The following is a 14,453-nucleotide window of genomic DNA, read 5'->3' on the forward strand; positions in this document are numbered from 1 at the left end:
GAGTTCCAGAGACGCTACAAGCCTGAGTTCTCTGATTCCCGATCACCGGCACGAACCTGATCAATCACGTCGAGCCATCCCCGGTAATGCACCACGTGGCCGATCAGCGGAAACGCGACGTCGATGTCGAACAGGAAGCGCGTGCCGTCGCCGGACTCGCTGCACTCGATGGTCGGACGGCTCCAGGCCGGCAGGGGAACGTGGAGCACTCTCCAGCCCACCAGCGACCAGGCAAGCCTGCCCCGCGTCGGCTCCAGCCGGAACAGCAGGTCGAAGGGGCCGAAGCGCTCGATCAGCAGCCCGTCGTCACGCTGGCGTCCGGCTTCCATCGTGCTGGCGTACCGGCGCCCGGCGAAGCGGCGGTTCCAGAATTCACGGCCCCGGCCATCGGGATGGAAGGAGACGCTGACCGGAACGCCCTGTCCGGGCTTGGGCAAGCCGGCGGCCTTGCACAGCAGCCAGGCTCCGGGGTTGGCGGCGGCTCGGATGTCGGCCAAGCCGGCGGTGTGGACGCTGGTGGTGAGCGCGTGCAGGGCGCGGACAGGGCCGGGCAGGTCGTCGAATGCGGCGCCGAGGATGCGCTGAAACGGGGTCATGGCGACTTTCTCCTTTAGAATTCCGGTTTGAACACCATCAGCCCGACGATCACGACCATTGCCGCGAAGGCGGGCCAGCCGAGCGCGAACCAGATGCGGAAGTAGCGGCGGTACAGCGGGGGCAGCGGGGTTCCCGCGGCGACGGCGTCCTCCGCCATGCGCCGCATGCGGATTTGCAGCCACACCACCGGCAGCCAGCACGCGCCGGCAATGGCGTAGAGCACCAGCGTCAGCACGATCCAGCCCGAGCTGAGAGGCCATCCCTGTTCCAGCGCGAGCCACAGGCCGCTGACCGGCTGGATCACCACCGTGGGTGTGGTGAACAGCCAATCCGCCAGCACGACGTTGCGGTTGGCGACGGCGATGGCGCGCACGTCCTTCGACAGGTTGCTGGCCATGCCGTGGAAGGCGGTTCCCAGGCCCGTGCCGAACAGCAGGATGGCCGACAGGATGTGGATGAGCTTGAGCGTGGTTGCGTCCATATCAGGCCTCCATCGCCATCATCGTCAGCGTCGCCGCGGCGATGGGCAGGTTCTTGAGCAGAGGGGCGAAGGGGTGCGTCCAGTGGTCCAGGGGCAGGCCTGTGGCGATGATGGTGAAGGCCGCCATGCTGGCGAGCATAGCGCCGCCGACCGCCACCGGGCGCCAGCGGGCGAGCAGGAGCAGTCCGAGGATCAGGTCGAGGCCGGCACCGCCGAAGAGGGCCAGGTCGGCCGGCGGACCCTGCAACCCCACCGACGCGAGCAGGCGGTGGGAGTCCTCCAGCGGATGCAGGCCGAAGGACAGCAGGCCGGTGGCGATCCACAACAGGGCAAGGCTCCAGCGCAACACCGGGCGCAGGACATACAAGCGCGCGTGCAGGCGGTCGGCATCGGATGCCGGGTGGCGAGCCAGCGCCAGCGGCAGGGCAAGGGGCGCCCGCCCGAGAATGGCGGTGAAGGGCGCCGGGTCGGCGGTGTTGCCGGCCTTCAGCATGGCGAGGGTTTCGCGGTTGACCGGACCGGTGCGCAGCCGGTCGCCGATGGCCGCGGCGGCGGCGAGCAGCGGTTCGGGAACCGGAAGATGGTGCTGCGGCGGCAGGCCCATCCAGGCCCGCAGCGTCATGGTCAGGGCGTCGGTGGTCATCGGTTCGGGCCCCACCACGTCGATGCGGCGGGGCAGCGGGCCATCCAAGGACACCAGCCGGACGATCAGCGCAGCGAGATCGTCCACATGCACTGGCTGGACCTGCCAGCCATCGGGACCGACGCGTGGGGGCAGGGGCAAGGCCGCCAGCGCGGAAAACAGCATCGTGCTGGCGCCGCCGCGGCCGATGACGACCGAGGGGCGGACCACGCACCAATCCAGGCCGGGGCTGCTCGCCAGCGCGGCTTCGCCCTGGCCCTTGGTGCGCTGGTACCGGGTCAGTCCATCCGGCGTGGCCCCCAGAGCCGACAGGTGGATCAACCTTGGCACGCCGGCCATCCGGCACGCCCGGACCAGCCGCTCCGTTCCGTCCGCGTGCACCGCCTCCATGCTGTTGCCGCCACGGCCTCGCACCAGACCGGCGGCGTTGATGACCACCTCCTGTCCGGCCAGCGCGGCGGCTAGCGTGGCGGCATCGTCGCGGACCAGATCGAAATCCACACGTCCGGGCGCGGCCACGCGATGGCCGGCGGCATCAAGGGCGGCGTGCAGATGCCGGCCAATGAAGCCGCCGCCGATGATCGTCACCGCCCGCGGGCTGGACGGAGAGTCTGTGGACACCGGTAAACCCCCAGTTTCATTCTGCTTCCACCAGGGAATGGCAAAGGCCGTGCCAAAGCCGGAGTGCGCGGGTTCCGGGGATTGGAGCGCGACGGTTGTTAACCGGGGTTGCGAAATGCGCTAGGGTCCCTGTCAACGTTGGATACACCTGTATCGGATGAGGGAGTGGTCGGGGTGACGGCATCGGCGGCGCTGGCTACGGCCATGGCGCTTTGCGCGCTGGGGGGCGCCGGGCTGGCTGCCTTGCTGTGGCGGCATGGAGGGGCGCTTCCCGGAACCGGGCCGCTGGCGGCGTTCCTTCTCCTGGTTGGCGGCTGGTCGGTTGGATTGCTGTTTCCCGGCCCGTTCGGTGCGGCGCTGATGGCTCTGGCGCCGCTGGGCGGCGCGGTGTTCGTCCATGTCGCCGCCGCCCTGACGGGGCGTGCCGGTTCGGGGATACGCTGGGCCTATGCGACGGGGATCGCCGCCACGCTCGCTGAGCTGATCGGTGGGGCCGGACGCTTCGTTCCGTGGCCGGGAGTGGGCACTCTGTTCCGTTATGAAGGGGCCGGGCTGGCCGSGGTCGCGGCCACGGTGGGGTTGGCGGCGGCGGGGCATTGGCTGTTGCTGGACGAATGGCGCGGGGCCGGCGGTGTGCGCCGCCGGCAATTGACTCTGGTTCTGCTGTCCTCCGGCCTCGGCCTGCTGTCGGTCGGCGGGCTGGCCTTTCCGGTGCTTGGTGTCGACGCCTACCCGTGGCCTTTGCTGCTGCTTCCCCTGTACCTGATCGTGCTGGCCTACGCCGTACTGCGTTACCGGCTGATGGCGGTGAACCGCTGGGCCGTGCGGGCGGTGTGCTGGGGGCTGTTGATCGCTCTGGCGGCGCTCGTGTCGGCCCTGAGCGCGGGATTCGCCGCGGAGCGGGCCGGCGCGCCGTTCCTGTGGACCGCCATCGCGTTGCTGGGCGGGCTTGGCCTTGCCGGGCCGCTCCGCCGGCTGGCCGACCGCATCGTCTATCCCGGCGGCGAGGTGACCGCCGACGATCTGGTCCGCTGGCGCCGGGAGTTGCAGGAAGCGGGCGACGAGGCCGCGTTGACGGCGACGGCGGACCGGCTGTTGCGTGAGCGGCTCGCGCTCACCGATGGCGGCACGCCGGAGGCCTTCGATCCGGTCGAACTGGACCGCGCCCCGCCCGGTCCGCGCCGCGTGGCCGGGGTGCTGGAGGAGCTGGTAGTGCAGGCCCGCGACGATCTCGACCGGCGCCGGTCCTTCGCCGAACGCCAGCGGCTGGCCGAGCTGGGGGCGCTGGCCGCCACCGTGGCTCACGACCTGCGCAATCCCATGAACATCGTCGCCATGGCGGTGGCCGACGCCGCCCCGGAGACGCGCGGCGAGGTTCGGACCCAGCTCGCCCGCATGGATGCCCTGGTGCGCGACCTGCTCGACTACGCCAAGCCGTGGCGGGTGGAACTGGCCGAGGTCGATCTCGCGGATGCGCTCGCCGCGCTCGGCGGTGACGTGACGGCCGACATCCCGCCGGGCCTCACGCTGCGCGCCGATCCCGCGCGCTTGCGGCAGGCCCTGGTGAACCTGCTGGACAACGCCGGGGCGGCCGGCGGGCGTGCGCTGGTGTGTGCGGAGCGCAGCCCCGGCGGCGTGACGGTCGAGGTGTGCGACGACGGTCCCGGCGTTCCGGAGGAGATCCGCGCTTCGCTGTTCCAGCCCTTCGTGTCGCGCAGCCAGGGGGGCACCGGGCTGGGGCTCGCCATCGTCGCCAAGGTCATGGCCGCCCATGGCGGCTCGGTCGCGCTGGCCGAACGGCCGGGATGGTCCACCTGCGTCCGCCTGAGGTTTCCATCATGAGCACGCTGCTTCTCGTCGATGACGAACCCGCCTTTCTCCGGCTCGCCGCGGCGTGGCTGGAAAAGCAGGGGCACCGGGTGGTCACCGCCGCGGACGGGGCGCAGGCGCGCGACCTCTTCCAGCGGGAGCGCCCCGATCTGGTGCTGCTCGACCTCGTCATGCCGCCCGAACGGACGCCGGAGGCCGGGCTGGCCCTGGTGCCCGCCTTCGCCGCGGTGCCGGTGGTCGTGCTGACCGCGCACGCGGAGCATGAGCTGGCCCTGCGGGCGGTGGCCGAGGGCGCCTGGGATTTCCTGGCGAAGCCGGTGGAGCCGGAGCTGTTGCGCTTCGTCGTCGTCCGCGCCCTCGCCAAGCGCGGGCTGGAGCGGGAACTCGCCACCCTGCGCGCCGCCCGGACGGAGGAGGACGGGATGGTCGGCGTCAGCCCGGCGATCTTGCGGCTGAAGGAGATGATCCGCCGCATCGGCCCGGCGGAGGTGCCGGTGATGGTGCTGGGACCCAGCGGCAGCGGCAAGGAGCTGGTGGCGCGCGCCCTGCACGCGGCGAGCCCACGCGGCACCGGCCCCTTCGTGCCCGTCCATTGCGGCGCCATCCCGGCGGAGCTTCTGGAAAGCGAGCTGTTCGGGCACCTGAAGGGCAGCTTCACCGGAGCCCACCAGGACCGTCCGGGGCTGGTGGCCGCCGCGCATGGCGGAACCCTGTTCCTCGACGAGGTCGGCGAGATGCCGGCGGCCATGCAGGTCAAGCTGCTGCGCTTCCTTCAGGAGGGCACCTACACGCCGGTCGGCGGACGTCAGCCCCGGACGGCGGATGTCCGGGTGGTCTCGGCGACCCACCGCGACCTGGAAACCATGGTGGTGCAGGGGGCGTTGCGTGAGGATTTCTATTACCGCCTCAAGGGGCTGATCCTGCGCACGCCGGCCCTGGCGGAGCGCCGCGAGGACGTGGCGCTTCTGGCGGTCCGCTTCCTGACGGACGCCTCTCCGCGGCGGCTGCGCTTGGCGCCGGACGCGCTGGCGTGGCTGTCGGAGCAGGAATGGCCGGGCAACGTCCGCGAACTGCGCGCGGTGGTCACGACAGCCGCCGCGCTGGCCGAGGGGGATATCGTGACGGTGGCCGACCTTGCCTTTGCCCGCAGCGGCGATCCGGAGGCCTTCGCCCCGGCCCCGCCAGCCACCCTGGCCGAGGCTGTGGCGGCGCTGGAGCGCCGGATGATCACCGCCGCCTTGGCCGCCACCGGGAACAACCACAGCGCCGCCGCGCGCCGGCTCGGCCTGTCGCGGGTGGGGTTGCTGAAGATGATGACTCGGCTGGGGCTGCGGCGGTCCGCTCCGTAACCCTTGGCAAACTTGGCGGTTCAGGCCTCGCCGTCCGGCCGGGCAAGCCTGACCTCGAACAGGGCGCCGCGCTCCGCAGGCCGAAGGGCGATGATCCCGCCATGCGCTTCGACGATTCCGCGCGCGATGGCGAGGCCGAGACCGGTGCCGCCGCTCTGCCTTGCGGTCGTGAAGAAGGGCGTGAAGATGCGTCCGGCGTTGGCGGGCGACACGCCCGGCCCGTCGTCGGACACCCGCAGAACCGCGCCGCCGTCGTCTGCCGCCAGCGCGACCTCCACCCGCGCGTCCGGACCGGCATGGCGGCGGGCATTCTCGATCAGGTTCGCCAGACAGCTTTCCAGCGCCTCCGCTCCCATGGCGACCGGAAGCGGTCCCGCTCCTCCGCCGACATCGTGTCCAGATGGTCGCGCAGCAGTTCCACCGTGCCGTGGATGGTGGTGAGCGGGGTCTTGAACTCGTGCGACACATGGGCGGCGAAGTCGCGGATGTAGTCCGCCCGCTGCTCCAGCGTCGCGGCCATGCGGGTCAGCGCGTCCGACGGTTCGGCCACCTCGCGCACGATCGGGCGCTGCACGGGGGCCATCACGCCGCGCTCGCCGTCCGCCGTGCGCTTGGCCAGCGCGGTCACGGCGCGCAGCGGGCGGCTGATGGCGACGGTCCCGAGACGCGCCAAGCACCCCCACCGACGCGAGCAGAACCACCGCCAACCCGGCGAGCTGCCAGCGCTTGCCGTACAGGGTGTCGGCCAGACTGCGCGGCGTGCGCGACGGCACCACGACCCCGACCACGCGGCCCTCGTCGAGCACCGGATGGGCCGTGAAAATGCGCAACGAGCGGCTGCGTTCGGGCGCGACGCTTCCCTCCGCCCGCGCCTGGTAGCGGCTGGTGCGTTCGCGCAGCACGCTGGTCGCATTGCCCGCCAGCGCATGGCGGACCTCCTCCTGCGCGGCCAGGGACAGGCCGAGATCCTCTCCGGTGCTGGCGACGACGATGCCCTGGGGATCGGAGACCCGCATGCCGGCGAGCGTGACGCGTTGCGCCTCGCGCAGGATCGGCGCCAACGAGGCCCCCGCCGTCTGGGCGGCGGAATTGGGGGCCGCCGCCGCGGGGGTGGGGTCGGGGGCGGCGGGCAGGATCGGGTCCTCCGCCAGATCCAGCCCGGCGAAGCGGGGCGTCCAGGGCGCGTCGAAGCCCGGCGGGTGTGTCCAGGGTGGATCGACGGGCAGGCCGGGTTCCTCCGTCCACCCCCCGGCACGGCGCCACGCATCGCGGTAGACGGCGGCGACCACGCCGGCCTGGGAGATCAGCTCCGATTCCGTCTGGCGGAGCAGGGCGCTTTCGTAAAGGCGCAGGAACCACAGCCCACTCACGGGCAGGGCCAGGGCCGCGAGCGTCATCACCAGCAGTACTGTTCCGATGGACAGGCGCCGAATGGGCCGGCGCAAGATTGGCCGGAACAGCCTCATCGGCAATCCGACAGCTTGTAGCCCAGCCCATGCACGGTTTCGACGGGGGTGCCACCCACAGCCAGGAACTTGGCCTGTACCCGTCGGATGTGGCTGTCCACCGTGCGGTCGGCGACGTAGCGCTCGGTGGCGTAGGCGCCGTCCATCAGGGCGTCGCGGCTGAACACCTTGCCTGGACGTTCGGCCAGGGTGCGCAGGAGGCCGAACTCGGTCGCCGTCAGGACCACCTCCGCCTCGTCCCAGAAGGCGCGAACGCCGTCCAGGTCCAGCCGCAGGCGGTTGTGCCGAAGCTCCGGCGGTGGTGGGGGAGGCGGTGGCTCCGATGGGAGCGCGCTCCGCAGCACCGTCTTGACGAGGGCGCCCTGGCCGACGCCGAGCTTTGCCGGTACGGTGCTGCCGACGGACTCGACCGTCACCGACGCGGCGTTCGAGGCGCGCTGGCGAAGCGTGGATTATGCCCAGCCGCCGCTCTGGACCTCGTCCCGGCTGTCCGAAACAGAAACGGAAATGCGCGGACCCTTCGTCGGTGTCGACCTGCTGGAGGCGGTTCCCACCTACCGGATGATTCATCGCGCGTCGAAGTACGGCATCCTCTTCGTCGTGTTGTCCTTCACCGTCTATGGGCTGATCGAGCTTCTGTCGGTGGCGCGCATCCACACGATCCAATACGGACTGTTGGGGGTATCGGTGACGCTGTTCCCCCTTCTGCTGGTGTCCTTCGCCGAGCCGTTGGGCTATGGCGCCGGCTATTGGATCGGTGCCGCCTTCGTCCTGACCCAGGCGTCGCTCTACACCGCGGCGGTCACCCGGCGTATGGTCCCGACAGCGATCTTCGCTACGGTGCTGGGCGGCCTGTTTGGGTTCCTGTATGTGCTCCTCAGTCTGGAGACTTATTCGCTGCTGGTGGGGTCGGTCGCGCTGTTCCTGGTCCTGTCCGCAGTGATGGCGGTGACCCAGCGCGTGGACTGGCGGGCGGGGGAGGGATGACCCGCGTGATCGGCTGGTGCCTTGGCCTGCTGCTGGTCGCCGCCGGGGCCAACATCCACGACCCTTACCTGATGGCGGTGCGCGGCTGGTCGGGTCCGGTCATCGCGGTGGCCGGGCTTTGCGGTCTGTTGATCGTGCTGAGGCGTGGAGTCAGGCGACGGAGAGCGATGCTGACGCTCTGGGCCGCGGTTCCCCTGGCGGTGCTGGGGGCGGAGGGGGCCTTCCAGTTGCGTAAGGCCTTCGTCCTCTCGGCGCTGGAGGCGGTGGCGTTTGAACTGGGCCGGCATTTCATGGTCGGTTACGAACGGGTTGAGGAGGTCGAAGGGCTGGCCGTGCGCGGCTTGATCAGCGGCATCTTCGTCTCGCGGCGCAATCTGGCCGGGCGGACGGCGGAGGAACTGCGCGACGAGATCCGCCGGTTGCAGGACATCCGCCGGCGCGCTGGGCTCCCCCCGTTGCGGGTGGCCGCCGACCAGGAGGGTGGGATCGTGTCGAAGCTGTCGCCGTGGCTTCCCAACCGCCCGGCCCCCTCCGCGCTGGCCGGCCTGCCGCCTGACGAGCGCCGCGCCGCCGCGCGCGCCTTGGGCCGCGACCATGGCCGGGACCTGCGGTCGCTCGGCGTCACGATCAACTTCGCGCCGGTGCTCGACCTGCGCGCCGACCGGGCACCCGACCCGCTGGATTTCAACAGCCTCATCGCGCGGCGGGCGATCTCAGGGGACCCGACGGTCGTCGGGGACGTTGCCGCAGCCTACGCCGACGGGCTGGCCGAGACCGGCGTCCAGCCGACCGTCAAGCATTTCCCCGGCCTGGGCCGCGTCGGCACGGACACCCACCATTTTCGGGCCGCCATCGGGGACAGCCGTGAAACGCTGGAAGCCACGGACTGGAGACCGTTCCGCCATGTTCTGGCGGGCAACTCGCAGGCGCTGCTGATGATCGGCCATGTGATCCTGAGCGCCGTCGATCCCGACCGCCCGGCGTCCCATTCGCAGCGTGTGGTGGATGGGGTGATCCGCCGGGACTGGGGGTACGACGGTTTGGTCGTCACGGATGATCTAGTCATGACGCCCGTCTATCAATACGGCCTGTGCCGGGCGGTGGAAGAAGCGCTCAACGCCGGGGTCGATCTGCTGCTCCTCGCGTTCGACGGCGCGCAATTCTATCGGGCCATGGCCTGCGCCATGGACGCGGCGAAGCGCGGTGACCTCGACCCCGCCGCACTTGCAGCCAGCCGCGAAAGGCTGGACCGTAATTCTACCGAGGCGTTGCCGTAGCGCGCTCAACTACCTGCACCGTTTGAGAGGGAGGTGAGTGGCCAAGAAGAGCAAACAAAGGCGGTTGCGTGCCCCGCAACCAAAACATGCGTTTGCAAAGGCCGGTTCCGTCTTGGAGCCGGCTTTTTGCGTTTCCAGACCACGGCGCTGATCAAGAGCATATGGTCATGCGACGGCTTCGCCAAGGGTCACGTCCCTGAACGTGGTTTAGGAGCTGTGGGGAACCGGCCCGCCGAAGCGCCCCCCAGAGCTGGCGTAGGCGGGCCGGTTGTCCACAGCGGGGCGGTCATCGTGGGTCTTCGGTAGAGTCTGGTCACCACACCTCAACCCGACCGAAGGGTGACCACGATGACCGACGCGATGATGGCGCTTCGCGCGCTGCTGGAGAAGAGCCCCGACGCCGACGTCGTGCGCGAGATGATCGGCTTCGCAGCCGAAGCAGGCGCCCGGTCAAATCCCGTTCCGCACCAGGGGCAGTGCAGGTCAGCACTGAGTGAGTGGCAGATGGCGTCGTCGCGTGACCGTTCGGTGACGGATCGATGATGATTGGCGGTGCAAACGGACACTGGATCCGGTCCGCTGGCGGCGGCTGTGCCACAGCCGGGTCATTATTGCGGGCGTGGTGGTTGTCAGCGGGCCGTTATCCACCAATGTGAACGGCAGCCGGGCGGCTCGATGGCCGCCCGGCTCACACCCGGCATGCCCGCCGTTCGACACTCCACCAAGGAGGCGGCCCGAGAGGCCGAAACTATATGCGTCGTCACCGCCGCGCGAAGATCGTTGCCACGGTCGGTCCCGCCAGCAACACCCCCGAGATGCTGAAGCGGCTGTTCCTGGCCGGCGTCGATACCTTCCGCCTGAATTTCAGCCACGGGACGCACGAGGACCACGCCAAGGTCCACGCCGCCATCCGCGCCCTGGAGGCCGAGATGGGCCGTCCCATCGGCATTCTTCAGGACCTGCAGGGCCCGAAGATCCGCGTCGGCACCATCCGTGACGGCAAGATCACCGTTGCCGCCGGCGAATCGATCCGCTTCGTCCTGTCCGGCGCCGACGGTGACAAGACCGCGATCCCGCTGCCCCATCCGGAAATCTTCGCCGCGGTGATGCCGGGCCACAATCTGCTGATCGACGACGGGCGCGTGCGCGTCGCCGTGACCGGGCTGGGCGACGATTACATCGATGCCAAGGTGGTGATCGGGGGGACCATCTCGAATCGCAAGGGCGTCAACCTGCCCGAGACGGTGCTGGAGCTGTCGCCCCTGACCGCCAAGGACCGCGTCGACCTCGCCTTCGGGCTGGAGCTGGGCGTCGACTGGGTGGCGATGTCCTTCGTGCAGAAGCCCGCCGACCTGCTGGAGGCCCGCGGGTTGATCGGCGACCGCGCCGGGCTGATGTCGAAGATCGAGAAGCCGGCGGCGCTCGACCGCATCGACGACATCATCCGCCTGTCGGACTCGGTCATGGTCGCCCGCGGCGACCTGGGCGTCGAGATCCCGCACGAGGAGGTGCCGGGCCGCCAGAAGGAGCTGGTGCGCGCCTGCCGCCTCGCCGTGAAGCCGGTGATCGTGGCGACGCAGATGCTCGATTCCATGGTCAACGCGCCGACCCCGACGCGGGCCGAGGCGTCCGACGTGGCGACCGCCATCTATGACGGCGCCGACGCGGTGATGCTGTCGGCGGAATCGGCCAGCGGCGCCTTCCCGGTGGAGGCCGTGGAGATGATGGACCGCATCATCCGCAGCACGGAGCAGCACAAGCTCTACCGCTCGATCATCGACGCCTCCGACCCCGGCGAGGAGCAGACCGCGCCCCACGCCGTGGCCGCCGCCGCCGCCGATCTGGCCGAGGTGATCCACGCATCGACCATCGTCGCCTACACCTCCAGCGGCACCACGGCCGCGCGCATCGCCCGGCGTCGCCCGGCGGTGCCGATCCTGGCGATCACGCCGCACGCCGCGGTGTCGCGCCGCCTGTCCCTGCTCTGGGGCGCGCACAGCGTCCTGTCCGCCGACATCCACACCTATGAGGAGATGGTCGAGCGGGCGCTGGGCTTCGCCAAGGAGGAGGGTTTCGCCAAGCCCAACGACCAGATGGTCGTGGTGGCCGGCATTCCCTTCGCCAAGGCGGGGACCACCAACAACCTGCGCGTGGTGCAGGTCGAGGGGTAAGGTTCCGCAATGGCGCCCCCTCCCTAACCCTCCCCCGCTGCGCAGGGGAGGGGRCAAATCTCCCTCCCCTGCGTCAGCGGGGGAGGGCCGGGGKGGGGGCAAGGATCAGCGCCGCCTGTACGTCTCGCTGTCCATGTGGACGAGCTGCGCCGCCGGGTAGCGCTCGCCCGCCGCGGCGCCGGGCGGCAGGGCTTCGGCCAGCTGCGCCAGATCCTCCGCCGACAGGGTGAGGTCCAGGGCGCCCAGCGCCKCGGCCAAGCGGTCGCGGCGGCGGGCGCCGACCAGCGGGACGATGTCGCGGCCCTGCGCCGCCACCCAGGCGATGGCGACCTGGGCGACCGAACCGCCGATGCGCTGGGCGATGTCCCGCAAACGCTCCACCAGCGCCAGGTTCCGGTCCAGATTCTCGCCCTGAAAGCGCGGGCTGCGGCTGCGGAAATCCTGTCCCGTGCGGTCCTTGCTCCAATGGCCGCTGATCAGACCGCGCGACAGCACGCCGTAGGCGGTGACGCCGATGCCAAGCTCCCGGCAGGTGGGCAGGATGGCCTCCTCGATGCCGCGGGAGATCAGGGAGTATTCGATCTGCAGGTCGCTGATCGGGTGCACCGCGGCGGCGCGGCGGATCGTCTCCGGACCGACCTCCGACAGGCCGATGTGGCGGATGTGGCCGGCCTTGACCATGTCGGCCATGGCGCCCACCGTATCCTCGATGGGGACGCTCGGGTCGAGCCGCGCCGGGCGGTAGATGTCGATGTGATCCACCCCCAGCCGGCGCAGCGAATAGGTCAGGAAGTTCTTCACCGCCGCCGGGCGGGAGTCGTAGCCGTTCCAGCCCATCTGCGGGTCACGCAGGGCGCCGAACTTCACGCTGATGAGCAGCCCGTCGCGGTCGCGACCGCGCAGGGCGTCGCGGATCAGCAGTTCGTTGTGCCCCATGCCGTAGAAGTCGCCGGTGTCGAGCAGGGTGATCCCGGCGTCGAGCGCCGCGTGGATCGTGGCGATGCTCTCCTCCTGGTCGGCCGGACCGTAGAAGTCCGACATGCCCATGCAGCCGAGGCCGATGACCGAGCTGACGGGGCCGGCGGCCCCGAGCGTGCGCTGTTCCATGTTCCTGATCCTCTCCGTCGGTCGCGGCGCCGTTCCAGCGCCGCCTTGTCCTGGATGATGACCCGACCCCATTGATCCGATAAGCTGGACAATGCCGAACGGGCTGTTCACTGCATCGAACAATCGGAACCCGGGGATGGACGACACCGACCTGCGCGACCTGCAAGCCTTCGCCGCCGTTGCCCGTCACCGCAGCTTCCGCCGCGCGGCGCTGGAGCAGCGCGTGTCCGTCTCCAGCCTCAGCCAGCGGATGCGGGAGTTGGAGGATCATCTCGGCGTCCGCCTGCTGAACCGCACCACCCGCAGCGTCGCCCCGACCGAGGCCGGGGAGCAGCTTCTCCGCCGCCTGGAGCCGGCGCTGGGCGAGGTGGCGGGCGCTCTGTCCGACCTGCGGGAGCGCCAGGGGCGTCCGGCGGGGCGGCTGCGCATCAACGCGCCGGCCCCGGCGGTGGATCTCGTGCTGGCCCCGATGGTCACGCCCTTCCTGACCCGCTTTCCGGATGTGGAACTGGAAATCACCGTGGACATCGCCTTGATCGACATCGTGGCGCAGGGCTACGACGCGGGTGTGCGCTACGAGGAACATCTGGCGCAGGACATGATCGCGGTGCCGCTCGGCCCGCCGCAGCGCTTCGTGCTGTGCGCGGCGCCGTCCGTGCTCGACCGTTTCGGGATGCCGGAACGGCCCGAGGACCTCTTGGGCAAGCCGAGCGTCTCCACCGTCTATGCCAGCGGCGCCCACCCGCCCTGGGAGTTCGAGAAGGACGGCCGCATCGTGCGCATCCAGCCCGGCGGCCCCTTCCACGCTGGGCACACCGGCATCCAGTTGCGGGCGGCGCTGGACGGGTTGGGGTTCCTGATGACCTTCGACGACTATGTGCGGGAGCACATCGCCGCCGGCCGCCTCGTCGCCGTGCTGGAGGACTGGAGCCAGAGCTTTCCCGGCCCCTTCCTCTACTACCCCTCGCGCCGCCAGCCCCCGGCGTCGCTGCGCGCCTTCCTCGACTTCCTCAAGGACTGGCGCCGTCAGGCCGCCGCGCCGTGAGGCGTCAGATGGTGCACGTGATGCCTCAGATGGTGCAGAGGAAGCGGCGCTCCCCGCCCTCCAGGACCAGCGCGGTCAGCCGGTTGGAGGCGTAGGCCCCGGTATCGATGCCGATGCGGTTGGAGCGGATGTCCGGCTGCTCGACGATGGTGTGGCCGTGCACGACGAGCTTGCCATGGTCGATGTGGGAAGTCAGGAACTCCCGCCGGATCCACAACAGATCCTCGTCCCGCTGGCGGTGCAGCGGCAGGCCGGGGCGGATGCCGGCATGGACGAACAGGTAGTCGCCGATGGCGACGCTGGAACGCAGCCCGGCGAGGAAGGCCCGGTGATGGGGCGGTAGGGCGGCGGCGAAGCGCTGGCGGGCCTCGTCCACATGCTCCGGGGGGGCGTCCTCGACGGGGGCCGGAACGCCGTAGCTGGCCAGCGTCGCCCGCCCGCCATACTCCAGCCAGTCCGCTCCGGCCTCCGGCTTCTCGATGAAGTCCATCATCGCGGCCTCGTGGTTGCCGCGCAGGTGGATGGCGCCGAAGCCGGGCAGGGGCTCGCGGCACAGCCGTTCGATGACCATCGCGGAGTCCGGACCGCGGTCCACATAGTCGCCGAGAAAAACCAGATATTTGACGAGGTCGGCGCCGCTCGCCGCGTCGCGGTCGATCTGCACCAGCAACTGGTCTAGCAGATCCAGGCGTCCGTGGATGTCGCCCACCGCGTAGACGCGCATGCCCCGCGGCACATGGCTCGCGACGGGCTCCGGGTCCGACCACAGTTTGCGCGCAAAGCCGAACACGCTCCGCTCTCCTCCGTCTTCGATGGGTGGGTCCTGCCTTGACAGGATGGGGATGACGGTGCGCGCTCTCAAGTCGGACAGCCGCTTGC

At 70.4% G+C, this 14,453-nt stretch carries 15 protein-coding genes; 7 read left to right on the top strand and 8 right to left on the bottom strand.

Translation table 11 applies throughout. The annotated features are described in order from the left end of the window. Positions 1-14: 14 nt before the first annotated feature. Genes AC1DVI_RS18620 through AC1DVI_RS18630 form a run of 3 tightly spaced genes read right to left on the bottom strand, consistent with a single transcriptional unit; the run spans position 15 to position 2,342 of the window. Positions 15-596, bottom strand: coding sequence for a DUF4166 domain-containing protein (locus AC1DVI_RS18620; RefSeq protein ID WP_476959237.1), 582 nt, complete (start codon positions 594-596; stop codon positions 15-17). 14 nt (positions 597-610) lie between these two features. Further along, positions 611-1,078: a DUF2269 family protein gene (locus tag AC1DVI_RS18625; protein ID WP_476959238.1), complete on the bottom strand. Its 468-nt coding sequence runs from the start codon at positions 1,076-1,078 to the stop codon at positions 611-613. Between the two features lies 1 nt (position 1,079). Beyond that, the gene (locus AC1DVI_RS18630) at positions 1,080-2,342 is read right to left on the bottom strand and encodes an NAD(P)H-binding protein (RefSeq protein WP_476959239.1); all 1,263 of its coding nucleotides are present in this window, start codon (positions 2,340-2,342) and stop codon (positions 1,080-1,082) included. A gap of 174 nt (positions 2,343-2,516) precedes the next feature. On the opposite strand from AC1DVI_RS18630, the gene AC1DVI_RS18635 reads away from it, so the two are divergent. Beyond that, complete coding sequence (locus AC1DVI_RS18635; protein ID WP_476959240.1) at positions 2,517-4,184, top strand: ATP-binding protein; 1,668 nt, start codon at positions 2,517-2,519, stop codon at positions 4,182-4,184. Next, on the top strand, positions 4,181-5,521 hold the full coding sequence (locus AC1DVI_RS18640; RefSeq protein WP_476959241.1) for a sigma-54-dependent transcriptional regulator: 1,341 nt from the start codon (positions 4,181-4,183) through the stop codon (positions 5,519-5,521). Before AC1DVI_RS18635 ends, AC1DVI_RS18640 begins: the two co-directional genes overlap by 4 nt. 20 nt (positions 5,522-5,541) lie before the next feature. Here AC1DVI_RS18640 and AC1DVI_RS18645 read toward each other — a convergent pair whose 3' ends face one another. From AC1DVI_RS18645 to AC1DVI_RS18655, 3 genes are all read right to left on the bottom strand, one after another. Further along, complete coding sequence (locus AC1DVI_RS18645) at positions 5,542-5,877, bottom strand: sensor histidine kinase (RefSeq protein ID WP_476959275.1); 336 nt, start codon at positions 5,875-5,877, stop codon at positions 5,542-5,544. Next, positions 5,838-6,788, bottom strand: a complete 951-nt coding sequence (locus tag AC1DVI_RS18650; protein ID WP_476959276.1) for a sensor histidine kinase — start codon at positions 6,786-6,788, stop codon at positions 5,838-5,840. The genes AC1DVI_RS18645 and AC1DVI_RS18650 overlap by 40 nt, the downstream gene beginning before the upstream one ends. Positions 6,789-6,983: 195 nt before the next feature. Further along, the gene (locus AC1DVI_RS18655; RefSeq protein ID WP_476959242.1) at positions 6,984-7,403 is read right to left on the bottom strand and encodes a winged helix-turn-helix domain-containing protein; all 420 of its coding nucleotides are present in this window, start codon (positions 7,401-7,403) and stop codon (positions 6,984-6,986) included. On the opposite strand from AC1DVI_RS18655, the gene AC1DVI_RS18660 reads away from it, so the two are divergent. From AC1DVI_RS18660 to pyk, 4 genes are all read left to right on the top strand, one after another. Beyond that, a complete protein-coding gene (locus tag AC1DVI_RS18660; RefSeq protein WP_476959243.1) occupies positions 7,378-7,974 on the top strand; it encodes an inner membrane CreD family protein in 597 nt (198 codons plus the stop codon). The two genes, AC1DVI_RS18655 and AC1DVI_RS18660, sit on opposite strands and share 26 nt — an antisense overlap. After that, on the top strand, positions 7,971-9,251 hold the full coding sequence (locus AC1DVI_RS18665) for a glycoside hydrolase family 3 N-terminal domain-containing protein (RefSeq protein WP_476959244.1): 1,281 nt from the start codon (positions 7,971-7,973) through the stop codon (positions 9,249-9,251). The genes AC1DVI_RS18660 and AC1DVI_RS18665 overlap by 4 nt, the downstream gene beginning before the upstream one ends. A gap of 348 nt (positions 9,252-9,599) precedes the next feature. Continuing rightward, complete coding sequence (locus AC1DVI_RS18670) at positions 9,600-9,794, top strand: hypothetical protein (RefSeq protein WP_476959278.1); 195 nt, start codon at positions 9,600-9,602, stop codon at positions 9,792-9,794. A 209-nt stretch (positions 9,795-10,003) separates the two neighbouring features. After that, entirely contained in the window at positions 10,004-11,422 is a 1,419-nt protein-coding gene (pyk, locus tag AC1DVI_RS18675) for a pyruvate kinase (RefSeq protein WP_476959245.1), read from the top strand. A 105-nt stretch (positions 11,423-11,527) separates the two neighbouring features. On the opposite strand, the gene AC1DVI_RS18680 is transcribed toward pyk, so the two are convergent. Continuing rightward, entirely contained in the window at positions 11,528-12,529 is a 1,002-nt protein-coding gene (locus AC1DVI_RS18680) for an aldo/keto reductase (RefSeq protein ID WP_476959246.1), read from the bottom strand. Between the two features lie 136 nt (positions 12,530-12,665). Between AC1DVI_RS18680 and AC1DVI_RS18685 the strand changes: the two genes are divergently transcribed. After that, entirely contained in the window at positions 12,666-13,574 is a 909-nt protein-coding gene (locus tag AC1DVI_RS18685; RefSeq protein ID WP_476959247.1) for a LysR family transcriptional regulator, read from the top strand. A 25-nt stretch (positions 13,575-13,599) separates the two neighbouring features. Here AC1DVI_RS18685 and AC1DVI_RS18690 read toward each other — a convergent pair whose 3' ends face one another. Then, complete coding sequence (locus AC1DVI_RS18690) at positions 13,600-14,364, bottom strand: metallophosphoesterase family protein (protein WP_476959248.1); 765 nt, start codon at positions 14,362-14,364, stop codon at positions 13,600-13,602. Between the last annotated feature and the right edge of the window lie 89 nt (positions 14,365-14,453).

The sequence above is a fragment of the Azospirillum sp. P4_B5 genome (genome assembly GCF_056402275.1).